Annotated in this window: 17 protein-coding genes; 5 read left to right on the top strand and 12 right to left on the bottom strand. The window is 61.3% G+C overall.

The window, feature by feature from the left end; genetic code table 11:
• Positions 1-27 precede the first annotated feature (27 nt).
• Positions 28-783: an SURF1 family protein gene (locus EFQ99_RS07850; protein WP_126920435.1), complete on the bottom strand. Its 756-nt coding sequence runs from the start codon at positions 781-783 to the stop codon at positions 28-30.
• The gene (locus EFQ99_RS07845) at positions 776-1156 is read right to left on the bottom strand and encodes a DUF983 domain-containing protein (protein ID WP_126920433.1); all 381 of its coding nucleotides are present in this window, start codon (positions 1154-1156) and stop codon (positions 776-778) included. Before EFQ99_RS07845 ends, EFQ99_RS07850 begins: the two co-directional genes overlap by 8 nt.
• 138 nt (positions 1157-1294) lie before the next feature.
• Between EFQ99_RS07845 and EFQ99_RS07840 the strand changes: the two genes are divergently transcribed.
• Positions 1295-1936: a chloramphenicol phosphotransferase CPT family protein gene (locus EFQ99_RS07840; protein ID WP_126920431.1), complete on the top strand. Its 642-nt coding sequence runs from the start codon at positions 1295-1297 to the stop codon at positions 1934-1936.
• Positions 1937-1986: 50 nt separating this feature from the next.
• Here the strand turns inward: EFQ99_RS07840 and EFQ99_RS07835 are convergent, their stop codons facing one another.
• The 7 genes from EFQ99_RS07835 to EFQ99_RS07810 all read right to left on the bottom strand — a co-directional run bounded on the left by EFQ99_RS07835 (position 1987) and on the right by EFQ99_RS07810 (position 7594).
• Positions 1987-2865, bottom strand: coding sequence for a cytochrome c oxidase subunit 3 (locus tag EFQ99_RS07835; protein WP_126920429.1), 879 nt, complete (start codon positions 2863-2865; stop codon positions 1987-1989).
• Positions 2866-2926: 61 nt separating this feature from the next.
• Positions 2927-3535, bottom strand: a complete 609-nt coding sequence (locus EFQ99_RS07830) for a cytochrome c oxidase assembly protein (RefSeq protein ID WP_126920427.1) — start codon at positions 3533-3535, stop codon at positions 2927-2929.
• Positions 3532-3672, bottom strand: coding sequence for a hypothetical protein (locus EFQ99_RS34940; protein ID WP_164736347.1), 141 nt, complete (start codon positions 3670-3672; stop codon positions 3532-3534). The genes EFQ99_RS07830 and EFQ99_RS34940 overlap by 4 nt, the downstream gene beginning before the upstream one ends.
• Positions 3672-4622, bottom strand: a complete 951-nt coding sequence (locus tag EFQ99_RS07825) for a heme o synthase (RefSeq protein WP_126920862.1) — start codon at positions 4620-4622, stop codon at positions 3672-3674. The genes EFQ99_RS34940 and EFQ99_RS07825 overlap by 1 nt, the downstream gene beginning before the upstream one ends.
• Before the next feature lie 66 nt (positions 4623-4688).
• Positions 4689-6386 carry a cytochrome c oxidase subunit I gene (gene ctaD / locus EFQ99_RS07820; RefSeq protein WP_126920425.1) on the bottom strand — a complete coding sequence of 566 codons (1698 nt, stop codon included), beginning with the start codon at positions 6384-6386 and terminating at the stop codon, positions 4689-4691.
• Positions 6387-6404: 18 nt separating this feature from the next.
• On the bottom strand, positions 6405-7289 hold the full coding sequence (gene coxB / locus EFQ99_RS07815; RefSeq protein WP_126920423.1) for a cytochrome c oxidase subunit II: 885 nt from the start codon (positions 7287-7289) through the stop codon (positions 6405-6407).
• A gap of 32 nt (positions 7290-7321) precedes the next feature.
• Entirely contained in the window at positions 7322-7594 is a 273-nt protein-coding gene (locus EFQ99_RS07810; protein WP_126920421.1) for a hypothetical protein, read from the bottom strand.
• Positions 7595-7605: 11 nt separating this feature from the next.
• On the opposite strand from EFQ99_RS07810, the gene EFQ99_RS07805 reads away from it, so the two are divergent.
• The 3 genes from EFQ99_RS07805 to EFQ99_RS07795 all read left to right on the top strand — a co-directional run bounded on the left by EFQ99_RS07805 (position 7606) and on the right by EFQ99_RS07795 (position 10264).
• Positions 7606-8265 (top strand): invasion associated locus B family protein, encoded by a 660-nt coding sequence (locus EFQ99_RS07805; RefSeq protein ID WP_208722729.1) that lies wholly within the window; start codon positions 7606-7608, stop codon positions 8263-8265.
• Positions 8266-8342: 77 nt separating this feature from the next.
• Entirely contained in the window at positions 8343-9758 is a 1416-nt protein-coding gene (gene tldD / locus EFQ99_RS07800; protein WP_126920416.1) for a metalloprotease TldD, read from the top strand.
• A 14-nt stretch (positions 9759-9772) separates the two neighbouring features.
• Complete coding sequence (locus tag EFQ99_RS07795; protein WP_126920414.1) at positions 9773-10264, top strand: GNAT family N-acetyltransferase; 492 nt, start codon at positions 9773-9775, stop codon at positions 10262-10264.
• 17 nt (positions 10265-10281) lie between these two features.
• On the opposite strand, the gene EFQ99_RS07790 is transcribed toward EFQ99_RS07795, so the two are convergent.
• Both EFQ99_RS07790 and EFQ99_RS07785 read right to left on the bottom strand, forming a co-directional pair.
• Positions 10282-10584, bottom strand: coding sequence for a nucleoside triphosphate pyrophosphohydrolase family protein (locus EFQ99_RS07790; protein WP_126920412.1), 303 nt, complete (start codon positions 10582-10584; stop codon positions 10282-10284).
• A gap of 67 nt (positions 10585-10651) precedes the next feature.
• Positions 10652-11971: a D-alanyl-D-alanine carboxypeptidase family protein gene (locus tag EFQ99_RS07785; protein ID WP_126920410.1), complete on the bottom strand. Its 1320-nt coding sequence runs from the start codon at positions 11969-11971 to the stop codon at positions 10652-10654.
• Positions 11972-12192: 221 nt separating this feature from the next.
• On the opposite strand from EFQ99_RS07785, the gene EFQ99_RS07780 reads away from it, so the two are divergent.
• Positions 12193-13230 carry a polysaccharide deacetylase family protein gene (locus EFQ99_RS07780; RefSeq protein ID WP_126920408.1) on the top strand — a complete coding sequence of 346 codons (1038 nt, stop codon included), beginning with the start codon at positions 12193-12195 and terminating at the stop codon, positions 13228-13230.
• 3 nt (positions 13231-13233) lie between these two features.
• On the opposite strand, the gene pdxH is transcribed toward EFQ99_RS07780, so the two are convergent.
• Complete coding sequence (gene pdxH, locus EFQ99_RS07775) at positions 13234-13854, bottom strand: pyridoxamine 5'-phosphate oxidase (RefSeq protein ID WP_126920406.1); 621 nt, start codon at positions 13852-13854, stop codon at positions 13234-13236.
• Positions 13855-13867 lie beyond the last annotated feature (13 nt).

Raw genomic sequence — 13867 nt, 5'->3', positions numbered from 1 at the left:
CCAATATAAGCGAGAATTGAAGCGATACTATTGCGCAGGTGCCTTGCGGGGCTTGCGGAACCAGGAGATCCCCACCACCCCGACCAGCACGGCGGCAAGCCCGTACCAGGTGAAAGCGTACTGCAAATGGTCGTTGGGGAGATTTACCTGGGTGACGCCACCGACCGGCAGGCCGGCCGGATTGGGAGTGGAATCGGCATCGACGAAGAAGGGAATGACGCGCGCCTTGTCCAACCCGACGCTTTCCGCCATCACGTCGAGATCCTTCCAGTAGAAGATGTTCTTGGCGACGTCATTGTCGGGGACAAGCCAGGAGGGCTTGCCGGGAAGCCTCGCACGCGCCAGGCCGGTGACGGTCTGCTCTTCCGTCAGCTGGCCCTGCATGCGCATTTCCGGCTCCTTGTTCTCATAGGGAACGAAGCCGCGATTGACGAAGAGAGTACGCCCGTCGGCGAGCTCCAGCGGGGTGTAGATATAAAAGCCGGTCCGGCCGCGCCAGGTGGCGAAGAAATGCCGCTCCTTGTTGTTGATGTAGCGGCCCGTGGCGGTGACCTTGCGGTATTCGATATCGCCGCCGGCAGCCGCCATCGTCTCGATGTCGGCAAGCGGAACCGGGGCTGCGACCTGCCGCACGGCAATATCAGCGAGCAGGCCTTCCTTCCAGTAGAGGCGCTGCACCTGCCACGTGCCGAGCGAGATGAGGATGGCCAGTGCGATCAGCACCAGGATGCCGGTGAAGACAGGCAGCCGGCGGCGCGGCGCGGCATGTTCGATATCAGTCACTCAGACGTCCTTCGCGGGCATTATGGCGGTATTGCATGGCGATCAGGATGCCCTTGAACCAGCGCAGCGTCGTGAGCGACAGGATAATCGTCAGCGGACCGAAGAGCAGGATATGCACCCAGATCGGCGGCCCGTAATTCACCTGCAGCCACAGCACCATGCCGATGACGATGAAGCCGACGATGAGAATGACGAAGACGGCAGGTCCATCACCGGAATCGGCGAAGGAATAATCGAGACCGCAGGAGGCGCAGCGCGGTTTCAGGCTGAGCAAACCATCGAAGAGCTTACCGTTGCCACAGCGCGGACAGCAGCCCTTGATGCCGGTTTTTACCGGATCGACGGGGGGGAAATGGGCGCTGTCTTCGCTCATGCTGTTCCTTTGAGCGGCCTCTCATGGCCGCTGCAATTCGATGCTGCCTTAACTCTCCCATAATGTATTCGCATCCCGAATGGAAATGCCTGCGCGGTTTCGCCTCACCGATTCGCACCAAACAGAAGAAGAAGACTGATGACCAATGACAGCCATGCCGGACAGATCATTATTCTGAACGGTGCGCCGCGGTGCGGTAAATCCAGCATTGCACGCGCAATTCAGGAAGAATTCGAGGGGCCGTGGATCAACCTCGGCGTCGACAGTTACAATGCCATGACGCCGAAGCGCTACCTGCCCGGCATCGGCCTGAGACCAGGCGGCGAGCGGCCGGATATCGAGGAATTGGTGCCGTTCCTCTACGCAGCACTTTATGAATCGATCGCCATTCACGCCGGCTTGGGCCTCAATGTGGTGGCCGATCTCGGGCATCACGACAGCTATTCGCAGCCGCTCGGCGTTCTCGGCGACTGCGCCCGGCGCCTTGAAGGCTTCTCCGTGCTGTTTGTCGGTGTGCGCTGTCCGATCGAGACAATCATGCAGCGGCGGGAGGTCGCACAGGAAGGGCGCGAGACCCTCTACCTGCGAGCCACCGAGGACGTGCCGGTTCCCGAACCGGTGCAGCGCTGGCAGGATGAAGTGCACCGGCCCGGCATCTACGACATGGAGGTCGATACGTCCGTGCTGACGGCACTCGAATGCGCCGAGGCCATCCGTCACCAGCTTGACCTCGGCATTTCCGAGCCTTCGGCCTTCGAGAGGTTGGGCGACCGGCGCTGAAATAAAAAAGGCGGGCACGAGGCCCGCCTTTTGCATGAATATCGTTCCGATCAACCGGCTGCGACAGGTGCACCCCAACCGCCCCAGACGTAGATGCAGAAGAACAGGAACAGCCAGACGACGTCGACGAAGTGCCAGTACCAGGCGGCAGCCTCGAAGCCGAAATGCTGCTTCGGGGTGAAATCGCCGCGTAGTGCGCGGAGCAGGCAGACCAGCAGGAAGACCGTGCCGACCAGAACGTGGAAACCATGGAAACCGGTCGCCATGAAGAAGGTTGCACCGTAGATCGATGCCTTGAAGGCGAACGGAGCGTGGGCATATTCGTAGGCCTGCACGCAGGAGAACAGGATGCCGAGCAGCACCGTCAAGGTCAGGCCCTGGATCAGGCCCTTGCGATCGTTGTGCAGCAGCGCATGGTGCGCCCAGGTGACCGTCGTGCCCGACAGTAGCAAGATGACGGTGTTATAGATCGGCAGATGCCAGGGATCGAGAACTTCGATGCCTTTCGGCGGCCAGGTACCGCCGGTATAGACCATGCGGGCAGCCTGGATCGCTTCGTTCGGATAGAGGCTGGCGTCGAAATAGGCCCAGAACCAGGCGACGAAGAACATCACTTCCGAAGCGATGAACATGATCATGCCATAGCGCAGGTGCAGCGACACAACGCGCGTATGGGCGCCCTCATGGGCTTCCTTCACCGTATCGGCCCACCAGCCGTACATGACATAGAGAACCAGCGCCAGGCCGATATAGAAGAGCCAGGGATTGGCGAGTTCCATTCCGGCGACCTTGAAGGAGCCGGCGCTGAGGTAACGCATGTAGCAGACGCCACCGATCGCCATGATGAAGGCGCCAAGCGAGGCGAGAATCGGCCACGGGCTCGGATCGATGATGTGGTAGTCGTGGTTCTTCTGATGAGCATCGGCCATGTAGCTATCCCCGGATGTCTTCCTTCACTCCGCTCCCGGCATAACCGGAAACGAGCCTTGATCAAAGTTTCTTTTCAATCTTCACCGCTCCACCCGCATTCGAAGCCACCGGCTTCGGTCCCTCTTTCGGGTAGAACGTATATGACAGCGTGACCGTGTGGATATCTTTCGATTCCACGGCCTTGACGATATCCGGATCGATGTAGAACACCACCGGCATTTCGAGCTTTTCGCCCGGTTTCAGGTCCGTTTCCGTAAAGCAGAAACATTGCACCTTGTTGAAATAGACGCCCGCTTCGCCCGGCGTGACGTTGAAAACCGCCTGGCCGCGCTGGGTTTCATTCGATCGGTTCTCGGCGGTGAAATTGACCTTTATGGTCTCGCCGATCTTCGGATTGACTTCGCGCTCGACCGGCTTGAAGTCCCATTGCAGGCCGGGAGCGACATTGGCGTCGAACGTGACCCGCATCGTGCGGTCGAGGACGACGCTCGACACCTGGTCGACGCGTTGCGTGGTGCCGTTATAGCCCGTCACCTGACAGAAGATGCGGTAGAGCGGCACGGCAGCATAGCTCATCGCTCCCATGCCGAAGACGAAACTCAGACACATCATCACGACGGCGCCGTTGTTGCGGGCCTGCTTTTTCGGTGCGGCGGCGTTTTCGCTCATCCCGCCATTCCCCCGCCGATCTTCACGATGGTGATCGCATAGAACAGAATGACGAGGCTAGCCAGCACCAGCCCGAGAGCGACGTTGCGGTTGCGGCGCGACTTGCGCTGCGCTTCGGTGAGCTTGACCAATTCCATCAGAACCAACCTCCCGGATGCGAGACCAGTACCGACACCAGCCGGTCGATCATCAAGGCAGAAAACACAGCGAAGAGATAGAAGATCGAGAAGCCGAAGAGCTTCTTCGCCGGGATCATCTTCAGATCGCCGTCGGGCATCCGCCAGACGGCGATGGAACAGTAAATGAAGACCGCGCCGAGGGCGGCGGCGACAAGGCCATAGCCAACGCTCGCGAAACCAAGGAAGGACGGCAACACCGCACAGATGGCAGTCAGCACAGCATAGGCGACGATCTGATGCTTGGTCACCCGCTCGCCGGCGACGTTCGGCAGCATCGGCACGCCGACGGCCTCGTAGTCGCGCATCTTGAAGAGCGCGAGCGCCCAGAAATGCGCCGGCGTCCACAGGAAGATGATCAGGAAGAGAACGGTGCTCTCGATCGTTACCGAATTCGTCACGCAGGCCCAGCCGATCATCGGCGGGAAGGCGCCGGCGGCACCACCGATGACAATATTCTGCGGCGTCGAGCGCTTCAGCCACATGGTGTAGACGACGGCGTAGAAGAAGATGGTGAAGGCGAGTATGCCGGCCGAGAGCCAATTGACGGCAAGTCCGAGAATGACAACCGAAAAGCCTGAAAGCACGAGGCCGAAAGCAAGCGCTTCGGACGGCGCGATGCGGCCGGCCGGGATCGGACGCTTCGCCGTGCGGCTCATGATGGCGTCGATATCGGCATCGTACCACATGTTGAGCGCGCCGGAGGCGCCGGCGCCGACGGCGATGCAGAGAATGGCGATCAGGCCGAGGACGGGATTGATGTGACCCGGCGCCAGCACAAGGCCGGCAAAAGCAGTGAAGACCACGAGCGACATGACCCGCGGCTTCAAGAGTTCGAAATAATCGCGCGCACTTGCTTCCGACATTTCGCCGTCCTCCGCAAGCACCTCGTGATTGTCGATAACCGTCATCATTCCGTCCCGAATTTCCTTATCGCCGGACGCCGTATCGAATGCGGCGTCCGGTTTCCCGCGCGATTACTTGATGCGCGGGAGCTGTTCCCACTGGTGATAGGGCGGCGGCGAAGGCAGCTGCCATTCGAGCGTCGTCGCGCCCTCACCCCAGGGATTTTCGCCGGCGACGCGCTTCTTGGCGAAGGCTTCGAAGACGCCGTAGAGGAAGATCAGCACGCCGAAGGCCGAGATGTAGGAGCCGACGGAGGAAACATAGTTCCAGCCGGCAAAGGCATCCGGATAATCGATGTAGCGGCGCGGCATGCCGGCCAGCCCGAGGAAGTGCTGCGGGAAGAACACCAGGTTGACGCCGATGAACATGACCCAGAAATGCAGCTTGCCGACGAACTCGTTGTACATGTAGCCGGTCATCTTCGGGAACCAGTAGTACCAGCCCGCAAAGATCGCAAAGACCGCGCCGAGCGACAGAACGTAGTGGAAGTGGGCCACGACGTAGTAGGTGTCATGCAGCGAGCGGTCGAGACCGGCATTGGCAAGCTGGACGCCGGTGACGCCGCCGACCGTGAACAGGAAGATGAAGCCGATCGCCCAGAGCATCGGCGTGCGGAACGAGATCGACCCACCCCACATCGTCGCGATCCAGGAGAATATCTTCACACCCGTCGGAACGGCGATAACCATCGTCGCGAAGACGAAGTAGCGCTGCGCGTCGAGCGACAGGCCGACCGTGTACATGTGGTGGGCCCAGACGACGAAGCCGACGGCGCCGATCGCGACCATGGCATAGGCCATACCGAGGTAGCCGAAGATCGGCTTCTTCGAGAAGGTCGAGATGATGTGGCTGATCATGCCGAAGCCCGGCAGGATGAGGATGTAGACCTCGGGGTGACCGAAGAACCAGAACAGGTGCTGGTAGAGGATCGGATCGCCGCCGCCTTCCGGCGAGAAGAATGACGTGCCGAAGTTACGGTCAGTGAGCAGCATGGTAATGCCGCCTGCCAGAACCGGCAGCGACAGCAGCAGCAGGAAGGCGGTGATCAGCACGGACCAGGCAAACAGCGGCATCTTGTGCAGCGTCATGCCCGGAGCGCGCATGTTGAGGATCGTGGTGATGAAGTTGATCGCACCAAGGATCGACGACGCACCGGCAATGTGGAGCGCAAAGATCGCAAGGTCGACTGCCGGACCCGGCGTGCCGCTCGTTGCCAGCGGCGGATACATCGTCCAGCCGCCGCCTGCGCCATAGGCGCCTGCCGGGCCTTCGACGAACATCGACAGCAGCAGGAGCGCGAAGGCCGGAACGATCAGCCAGAAGGAGATGTTGTTCAGGCGCGGGAAGGCCATGTCGGGCGCGCCGATCATGATCGGCACCATCCAGTTGGCGAAACCACCGATCATCGCCGGCATGACCATGAAGAAGATCATGATCAGCGCATGCGCTGTCGTGAACATGTTGAACATCTGCTTGGCGCCGTCGATCGCGGCATCGCCCTCATAGCCGTAGACCATAGAGGCCAGGCCGTGGAAGATCTGGATGCCAGGCTCCTGCAGCTCCATGCGCATGGCAACGGAAAGCGCGCCGCCGATGATGCCGGCAATGATCGCGAAGATCAGGTAGAGCGTGCCGATGTCCTTGTGGTTCGTCGAGAACAGCCAGCGATTGACGAAGCTCGGCTTGTGCGAGTGGTCGTGATCATCATGCGCGTGATCGTGGTGAGCGTGATCATGAGAATGATCGTCGTGAGCGGAAGGTCCAGCCATTGTCCCGATCCCCTTTAATTACTGTGCTTCGGCAACGTCGAGGGTCTTTGCGGGACCATCGGTTGCGGCCATGAGTGTCTTGTAGGCGCCGGGCAGGTCGCTGGCGGCCGTGGTCAGCCACTGCTTGTACTTGTCCTCGGAGACGACGCGGATGGCGATCGGCATGAACGCATGGTCCTTGCCGCAGAGCTCGGAACACTGGCCATAGAACAGGCCTTCACGCTCGGCCTTGAACCAGGTCTCGTTCAGGCGGCCCGGTACGGCATCGATCTTGACGCCGAAAGAGGGCATCGCGAAGGCGTGGATGACGTCGGTCGGCGCGGAGGTCACGAGAACGCGCACCGTCTTGTTAACAGGCAGGACCAGTTCATTGTCGACGGCAAGAAGTCTCGGATAAATCGACTTGTCTTCCTTGCCGGCGGCTGCGCGGTCCTGATCCTTCAGGAGGTAGGAATCAAAAGCGAGCGGGCTTTCGCCCGAACCTTCATATTCGTAGTTCCACTGCCACTGGGTAGCGGTCGCCTTGATCGTCACGTCAGGATTTTCGGGCAGCGTCAGCTGCGCCGTCAGCAAGGTGAACGAGGGAATGGCGAGAAGAAGAAGCACCAGAACCGGCCCCACGGTCCAGATGACCTCGATCAGCGTGTTGTGGCTCGTCTTCGACGGAACCGGGTTCGCGCTGGCGCGGAACTTGACGCAGACGAGAATGAGCAGGATCAGAACGAAGAGCGTGATCGGAACGATAAACCACAGAGTATATTGTTCGAACCAATGAATTTCCCGCATGATCGGCGTCGCCGCCGGCTGCAACGTCGCCTGCCACGGCATCGGCTGGTCGGCATATGTGCCGGAAGCAAAAAGCAGACAGACCAGCGCGGTCAGAGCTGCATAAGCCTTCTTCATCACCTTATTATCTCCCTCGAGCGCTTGACCTGCTAAATCGAACGCAGAATCCTTGCCATCTTCAGCGCTTCAAACCACAGTTTGGCATTTGCCGCAACAGGCCAGAGCAATTGTCTATGCGGCATTTTTGCTGAAAGCATAGGCAGGCCCGAACGGCAAAACATCCCAAGTTTTTCATCAGCATATGAAAAATCGGCTTTCCGGCCCATCCGCGCGCTGCACATTCTTTCCGAAAGGTCCAATTTCCGCCGCAGTCCCCCGGTTTTCACGGGGTGGGGCTTTTCATTTCCAGTGGGCAGCTTCAACAATAGCCGCAATGATTCGATATCCAGAGGTTTCCATGGGTTTCCGTTCCCTCGCGCAGTCGCTCGTCGTGACTGCCAGCATCGCGGCCGCGGCGACGATGCCCGCTTTCGCACAGCAACCCACTCCTTCGCCGGCCAAGCCTCCCGCTGCCGCGCCGGCTCCAGCCCCGGCCCAGCAACATCCGGCGCCGGCCACCCCGAATATCGAACAGGTGACGCCCGGCCAGACGCAACCGCAGACGCCCGGCACGGTGAAGTCCAATCACGGCGCATGGTCCGTCGTCTGCGACAAGCCGGCAGGTGCCTCGACCGAGCAATGCGCGCTGATGCAAAATGTCATCGCCGAGGATCGGCCTGAAGTCGGGCTTTCCGTCGTCGTCTTGAAGACGGCCGACCGCAAATCGAAGATCCTGCGCGTGCTCGCTCCCCTCGGCGTGCTCCTGCCGAACGGGCTCGGGCTCAATGTCGACGGCAAGGATATCGGCCGCGCCTATTTCGTGCGCTGCTTCGCCGACGGCTGCTATGCCGAGGTCGTGCTTGAGGACGAACTGCTCAAGACTTTCCGCAGCGGCGCCCAGGCGACCTTCATCGTCTTCCAGACGCCGGAAGAAGGCATCGGCATTCCCGTCGACCTCAAGGGCTTCGCCGAGGGCTTCGACGCCCTGCCGTGAGGCGTTGGGCTTGCTCGGACAATCCAACAGACCTACATCGGCTATGAGCACTCCTGCTCTTCAGCGGAGCATAAGACATGACCACCGATCTCCTGACGCTTTTCGATGCCGATGAAGCCACGATGCGCAGCCTTGTCGCAGAGGCGCTTTCCGGCGCCGATGACGGCGAGCTCTTTATCGAGCATGCGCAGGCGGAAGCGCTGACCTTCGACAATGGCCGGCTGAAGGGCGGCAGCTTCAACACGGAACAGGGGTTCGGCCTGCGCGCCGTTGCCGGCGAAGCGGTCGGTTACGCCCATGCCGGCGATCTCTCGGTGGCGGCGCTGAAGCGGGCGGCCGATGCCGTCGGCGCGGTGACGCGCGGCTATTCCGGCTCCTATGCCGCCGCGCCGCAAGGCACCAACAAGAAATTCTACAGCGACGAGAACCCCATCGGCCAGCCGAGCTTCGAGGAGAAGGTCAAGGTCCTGCAGGACATCGACGCCTATCTGCGCGGGAAAAACGACAAGGTGCGGCAGGTGACGGCCTCGGTTGCGGCAAGCTGGCAGGTCGTCGATATCCTGCGCGCCGACGGACACCGCGTTCGCGACATCCGTCCGATGACACGCATCAACATTTCGGTGATAGCAGGTGAAGGCGAGCGGCAGGAGAGCGGCTCCTATGGCAGCGGCGGTCGCATCGGCTTCGGCGACTTCATCGCCGAGGGCAGCTGGCAATACGGCGCCGACGAGGCGTTGCGCCAGGCGCTCGTCAACCTCGAAGCGATCGATGCGCCGGCAGGCACGATGGACGTCGTTCTCGGCGCCGGCTGGCCCGGCGTGATGCTGCACGAGGCTGTTGGTCACGGGCTGGAAGGCGACTTCAACCGCAAGAAGACGTCGGCGTTTTCAGGCCTTCTCGGCCAGATGGTCGCCGCTCCCGGAGTGACAGTCGTCGATGACGGCACGATCGACAACCGTCGCGGCTCGATCACCATCGACGATGAAGGCACGCCATCGGGCTATAACGTTCTGATCGAGAACGGCAGGCTGGTCGGCTACATGCAGGATCGGCAGAACGCCCGGCTGATGGGAATGACGCCCACCGGCAACGGCCGCCGCCAGGGTTACGCGCATGTGCCGATGCCGCGCATGACCAACACCTATATGCTCGGCGGCGACAAGACGCCTGAGGAGATCATCGCCTCGGTGAAGAAGGGGATCTATGCCGTCTCCTTCGGCGGCGGCCAGGTGGACATCACCTCCGGCAAATTCGTCTTCGGCTGCACCGAGGCCTATCTCATCGAGAACGGCAAGATCGGAGCGCCGATCAAGGGCGCGATGCTGATCGGCAATGGGCCGGATGCGATGAAGCGGGTGTCGATGATCGGCAACGACATGAAGCTCGACACCGGCATCGGCAATTGCGGCAAGGCCGGCCAATGGGTTCCCGTCGGCGTTGGCCAGCCGCATCTGCGCATGGATCAGGTGACGGTCGGCGGCACGCAGACCTGAGGCGGGAGGAACTGATGGCGGATATCGAAATCAGACCCTTCATGCCAGATGACGCCGATGCTGTGCTTTCGGTGATCCTGCCGATCCAGCGCGAGGAGTTCGGCATCGATATCACCGCCGATGCACAGCCGGATCTCCGGGTCATCCCGGATTTCTATCAATCCGGCAAAGGCCAGTTCTGGGTCGCCGTCAAGGATGGCGCGATCGTCGGCACGGTTGGGCTCAAGGACATCGGCAACGACCAGGCGGCGCTGCGCAAGATGTTCGTCTCAGCCGAGGTTCGCGGCCGCGAGCACGGGGTGGCAGCGCGGCTTCTCGATCGCCTGTTTGCCCACGCCAGGGATGGCGGCCTCACCGATATCTTCCTCGGCACGACAGACAAGTTCGTCGCCGCGCATCGTTTCTACGAGAAGAACGGCTTTACAGAGATTGCCAAGAGCGCCCTGCCCCGCTCTTTCCCGCTGATGGCGGTGGACAGCAAATTCTACCGATATAAGGTCGGCTGACTCAAGCTTTCGGAAGGTCATGATGGCTGAAACAGCCACTTCCGCTCGATCGCGGCGGCGAGATCGATCTCGTTGCGGCGAGCAAACAGCAGGAGGTGGCCGAGAACGTCGGCGGTCTCGTCGGCAAGGTCGCGCTGCATGTCTTCAACTGAACGGCCCTTCGCACGACCGCGGCCGGTCAGGCGGTTCCAGGCCTGTGTCAGCTCGCCCATTTCCTCCTGCAGTTTCAGGAGGAACCAGTCGGCGTCGCGCTCGATACCATTTGCGGCGACATGGACAGCGGAAGACGTTTCGAACTGGTCGGCGAGACGGCGTAACATCGATGTTCTCCTTTTGTTTATGAAGGAGAACCCTGATTCCCGGCGATTGTCCAGAGTGCGGCGGCGATCAGCCGTGGTCCGGCAGCAGCATGCAATCGTAAGACCGTTGCTTCAGCGCGTCGCAGGCGGACTCGGCAGCGTCTTTGCTGGCGAAGCCGACGAAGCGGGCGCGATAGATCCTGTTCGCCCCCTGGCCGACCGGCTCGGTATAGGGCGAGGCGGAGACGAGCGGCGCGCCGCCTTCCGACTGTGCCTGGGCAAGAAGCGCACGCGCCGCATCGGCGCTCGGCGCGGCCGAAATCTGGATCTGCCAGGTTCCATCGGCCTTCTCGGCCGAAGTCTTCGATGACTTGCCGGAGGTGAGGATCTCGTCCATCGCGGCGGGACGTTCCAGCGGCACGACGGCATTGGCATCGTCGGCGTAAGCCAGGCTATTCGTCGCCAGATTCTTAGGGGCAAGACTCTTTGAAGTGGCCTCGCCGGCCGGACGCCGTGTGTTCAGCGACACCGGAACATCAGAAGCGTCGGCGGCCGAAGCGACTTCGACGGATTCCTTGGCGCCGACGCTCGCTACCAGCCCGGCGGCGCCGGAAGACGAAGCACGGCCGAGATAACGGTCGAGCAAACCAGCCATCTTGTCGTCACGGCTGCGGGCGGTGCGGCCGCCGAGCACGACGCCGACCACGCGGCGGTTTCCATCCTTCACGGCGCTGACGAGATTGAAGCCGGAGGCGTTGGTGTAACCGGTCTTGATGCCGTCCATGCCCTGATAGCGGTACATGAGATTGTTGTGGCCGCGCACGTTTCGGCCACGAAAATTGAAGCTTGCCACCGAAAACAGGCGGTATTCGCTCGGATAGTTTTTCATCAAGGCGATAGCGAGCGTCGACATGTCGCGCGCCGTGGTGACCTGGCTGCTGTTTGGCAGGCCTGATGCATTGACGAAGACGGTACGGCTCATGCCGAGCTGGCGCGCCTTTGCCGTCATCATCCGGGCAAAGCCGCTTTCGGAGCCGCCGAGCTTCTCGGCCATGGCGGCGGCCGCGTCGTTGGCGGATTTGACGATCATGCCATAGACCGCCTCGCGCACGGTGATCGTGCCGCCCGCCTTGACGCCAAGCTTGGTCGGCGGCCGTGCGGCGGCGTATTTCGACACTGTGATCGGCGTATCCCAGGCGATCTTGCCGCGCTTCAAAGCTTCGAATGTGAGATAGATCGTCATCATCTTCGTCAGCGACGCCGGATGGTTGAGCGAATCGGCGTTTTCGGCGGCGAGAACCTTGCCGGTACGGGCATCGAGGATCAGCGAGGCGCTGCCCGCAAGCGCAGCAAGAGGCGCCGAAACGGCAAGCGTCACGGTCAAAACAGCCGCCAAAAGCTTTCTCATGCACTTCCCCTTGATGCCCCGGCTCTAGATCGGACCGGCATTTGTCCCGTAATGTGACAGAAGCCGCAAGTTTGGCGCGACTTTGAGGCAACGCCTACCATTTTTCTAGTCTTTTCATCGTCTTGGTTAACCGGATATGAAAAGACCTGTGCAGTTCCGGGATTCAGCAAGGCTTAAGTCGCGACTGCTAATTTCCGGCGAACGCAGGGGACGAAGGCCGCATGACGGGACAATGGAAGCGACTGGCGAAACGCGCAGCGATCAGCGCCGGGCTGGAAGCCTCCTGGCTGCTCGCCTCGACCGGCCTGATGCGCGCAGCGCGCGGGCGCGGCGTCGTCTTCACGCTGCATCATGTCCGCCCGCACGTGCCCCAGACCTTCGAACCGAACGCGCATCTTGAAATCACCCCCAGCTTTCTCGACGCAGCACTGCGGTGCCTGACGCGCGAGGGCTATCGCTTCGTACCGCTCGACGCCGTGCCGGCGCTGCTGGCCGAACCCGAAGGCGGGCGACCGTTCGCAGCCTTCACGCTCGACGACGGCTACGTCAACAATCTGGAATATGCGCTACCGGCCTTCGAGCGGCATCGAGCGCCATTCACGGTGTTCGTCACCAAGGGTTTTGCCGAGGGTTCGCACAGCATCTGGTGGGAGACACTCGCCGTCCTGCTGCGCCAGATGCGCGAAATCCGCTTCGATTTCGGCCGCGGCACGGAACGTGTGGCGCTCGACAGCCTGCAGCAGCAATGGAATGCCTTCGACCGATTCGCCGCTTACATCCATCACTCCGACGAGGCCTATGCGGTCACAGCCATCGATACGCTGGCCCGGGAAAGCGGCATCGAGCCGACGGATATCGTGCGAGAGCTGGTCATGCGGCCCGACGAATTGCAATGGCTCGCCAGACGTCCGCTCGCAGCGCTCGGCGCCCATACGATCAGCCATCGCGCGCTTGCCCGCCTGCCGGAAGCCGAAGCGCGAATCGAGATGCAGGTTTCGGCGGATTATGTCGAGGCGCTGACTGGCATCCGTCCAGCTACGATCGCCTATCCCTATGGCACACCGGATGCGGCGACCGACCGCGAAGCACGCATGTCGGGCAATCTCGGCTTTACGGTCGCAGTCACCACGCAACCCGGATTGCCTGCGGCTGGCAAGACCGCCTACTTGCCGCGCATTTCGCTCAACGGCTTCTATCAGAAGCGACGCTACGTCTCCGCGCTCGCCTCCGGCATACCGCTGAAGCTGATGGGCCGTTAACCGTCAGGGATACATTCGCACCTTTTCCCATTGGCCTTCCGGCGAAGGCCGGCGAAATTCGATGCGGTCGTGCAGGCGGAATTTCTGATCCTTCCAGAATTCGATCGAGGTCGGGCGGATGCGGAAGCCGGACCAGTGGGCGGGGCGCGGAATGTCGCCGAGAGCATAACGCGCGGTATATTCGGCCACGGCTTTTTCCAGCGCGAAACGGCTTTCGAGCGGACGAGACTGCTTGGAGGCCCAGGCGCCGATGCGGCTGCCGCGCGCACGCGTCTTGAAATAGGCGTCCGCCTCGGCATCGCTCACGATCTCGACCGGGCCGCGCAGCCGCACCTGCCGGCGCAGGCTTTTCCAATGGAAGCACATGGCCGCTTTTTTCTGCCCCAAGATTTCATGACCTTTCTGGCTCTCAAAATTGGTGTAGAAGACGAATCCGTCGTCATCGAATCCTTTCAGGAGAACCATGCGGACATTGGGAAGGCCATCCTCGTCGACCGTTGCGAGCGCTACGGCATTCGGGTCATTGGGTTCGGAAGCCTCCGCTTCCTTCAGCCATTCGGCAAAAAGCTTGAAGGGTTCGCCACTTTCGGTAAAGTCACCGCTTGTTAACTCGTTTGCCGACATATTGGTTCAAATG

It is taken from the genome of Rhizobium vallis, from assembly GCF_003985155.1.
Lineage (GTDB): Bacteria > Pseudomonadota > Alphaproteobacteria > Rhizobiales > Rhizobiaceae > Rhizobium > Rhizobium vallis.
The sequence above is the reverse complement of the archived record's forward strand: the minus strand, read 5'-3'. Positions and strand labels throughout refer to the sequence as shown.

Coding starts and splice junctions, on each gene's coding strand:
- EFQ99_RS07805 (WP_208722729.1), top strand. CDS start 7,606: ATGATTCGATATCCAGAGGTTTCCATGGGTTTCCGTTCCCTCGCGCAG.
- EFQ99_RS07835 (WP_126920429.1), bottom strand. CDS start 2,865: ATGGCCGATGCTCATCAGAAGAACCACGACTACCACATCATCGATCCG.
- EFQ99_RS07840 (WP_126920431.1), top strand. CDS start 1,295: ATGACCAATGACAGCCATGCCGGACAGATCATTATTCTGAACGGTGCG.
- EFQ99_RS07780 (WP_126920408.1), top strand. CDS start 12,193: ATGACGGGACAATGGAAGCGACTGGCGAAACGCGCAGCGATCAGCGCC.
- EFQ99_RS07785 (WP_126920410.1), bottom strand. CDS start 11,971: ATGAGAAAGCTTTTGGCGGCTGTTTTGACCGTGACGCTTGCCGTTTCG.
- EFQ99_RS07790 (WP_126920412.1), bottom strand. CDS start 10,584: ATGTTACGCCGTCTCGCCGACCAGTTCGAAACGTCTTCCGCTGTCCAT.
- EFQ99_RS07845 (WP_126920433.1), bottom strand. CDS start 1,156: ATGAGCGAAGACAGCGCCCATTTCCCCCCCGTCGATCCGGTAAAAACC.
- EFQ99_RS34940 (WP_164736347.1), bottom strand. CDS start 3,672: ATGGAATTGGTCAAGCTCACCGAAGCGCAGCGCAAGTCGCGCCGCAAC.
- coxB (WP_126920423.1), bottom strand. CDS start 7,289: ATGAAGAAGGCTTATGCAGCTCTGACCGCGCTGGTCTGTCTGCTTTTT.
- EFQ99_RS07825 (WP_126920862.1), bottom strand. CDS start 4,622: ATGACGGTTATCGACAATCACGAGGTGCTTGCGGAGGACGGCGAAATG.
- tldD (WP_126920416.1), top strand. CDS start 8,343: ATGACCACCGATCTCCTGACGCTTTTCGATGCCGATGAAGCCACGATG.
- EFQ99_RS07795 (WP_126920414.1), top strand. CDS start 9,773: ATGGCGGATATCGAAATCAGACCCTTCATGCCAGATGACGCCGATGCT.
- ctaD (WP_126920425.1), bottom strand. CDS start 6,386: ATGGCTGGACCTTCCGCTCACGACGATCATTCTCATGATCACGCTCAC.
- EFQ99_RS07830 (WP_126920427.1), bottom strand. CDS start 3,535: ATGAGCGAAAACGCCGCCGCACCGAAAAAGCAGGCCCGCAACAACGGC.
- pdxH (WP_126920406.1), bottom strand. CDS start 13,854: ATGTCGGCAAACGAGTTAACAAGCGGTGACTTTACCGAAAGTGGCGAA.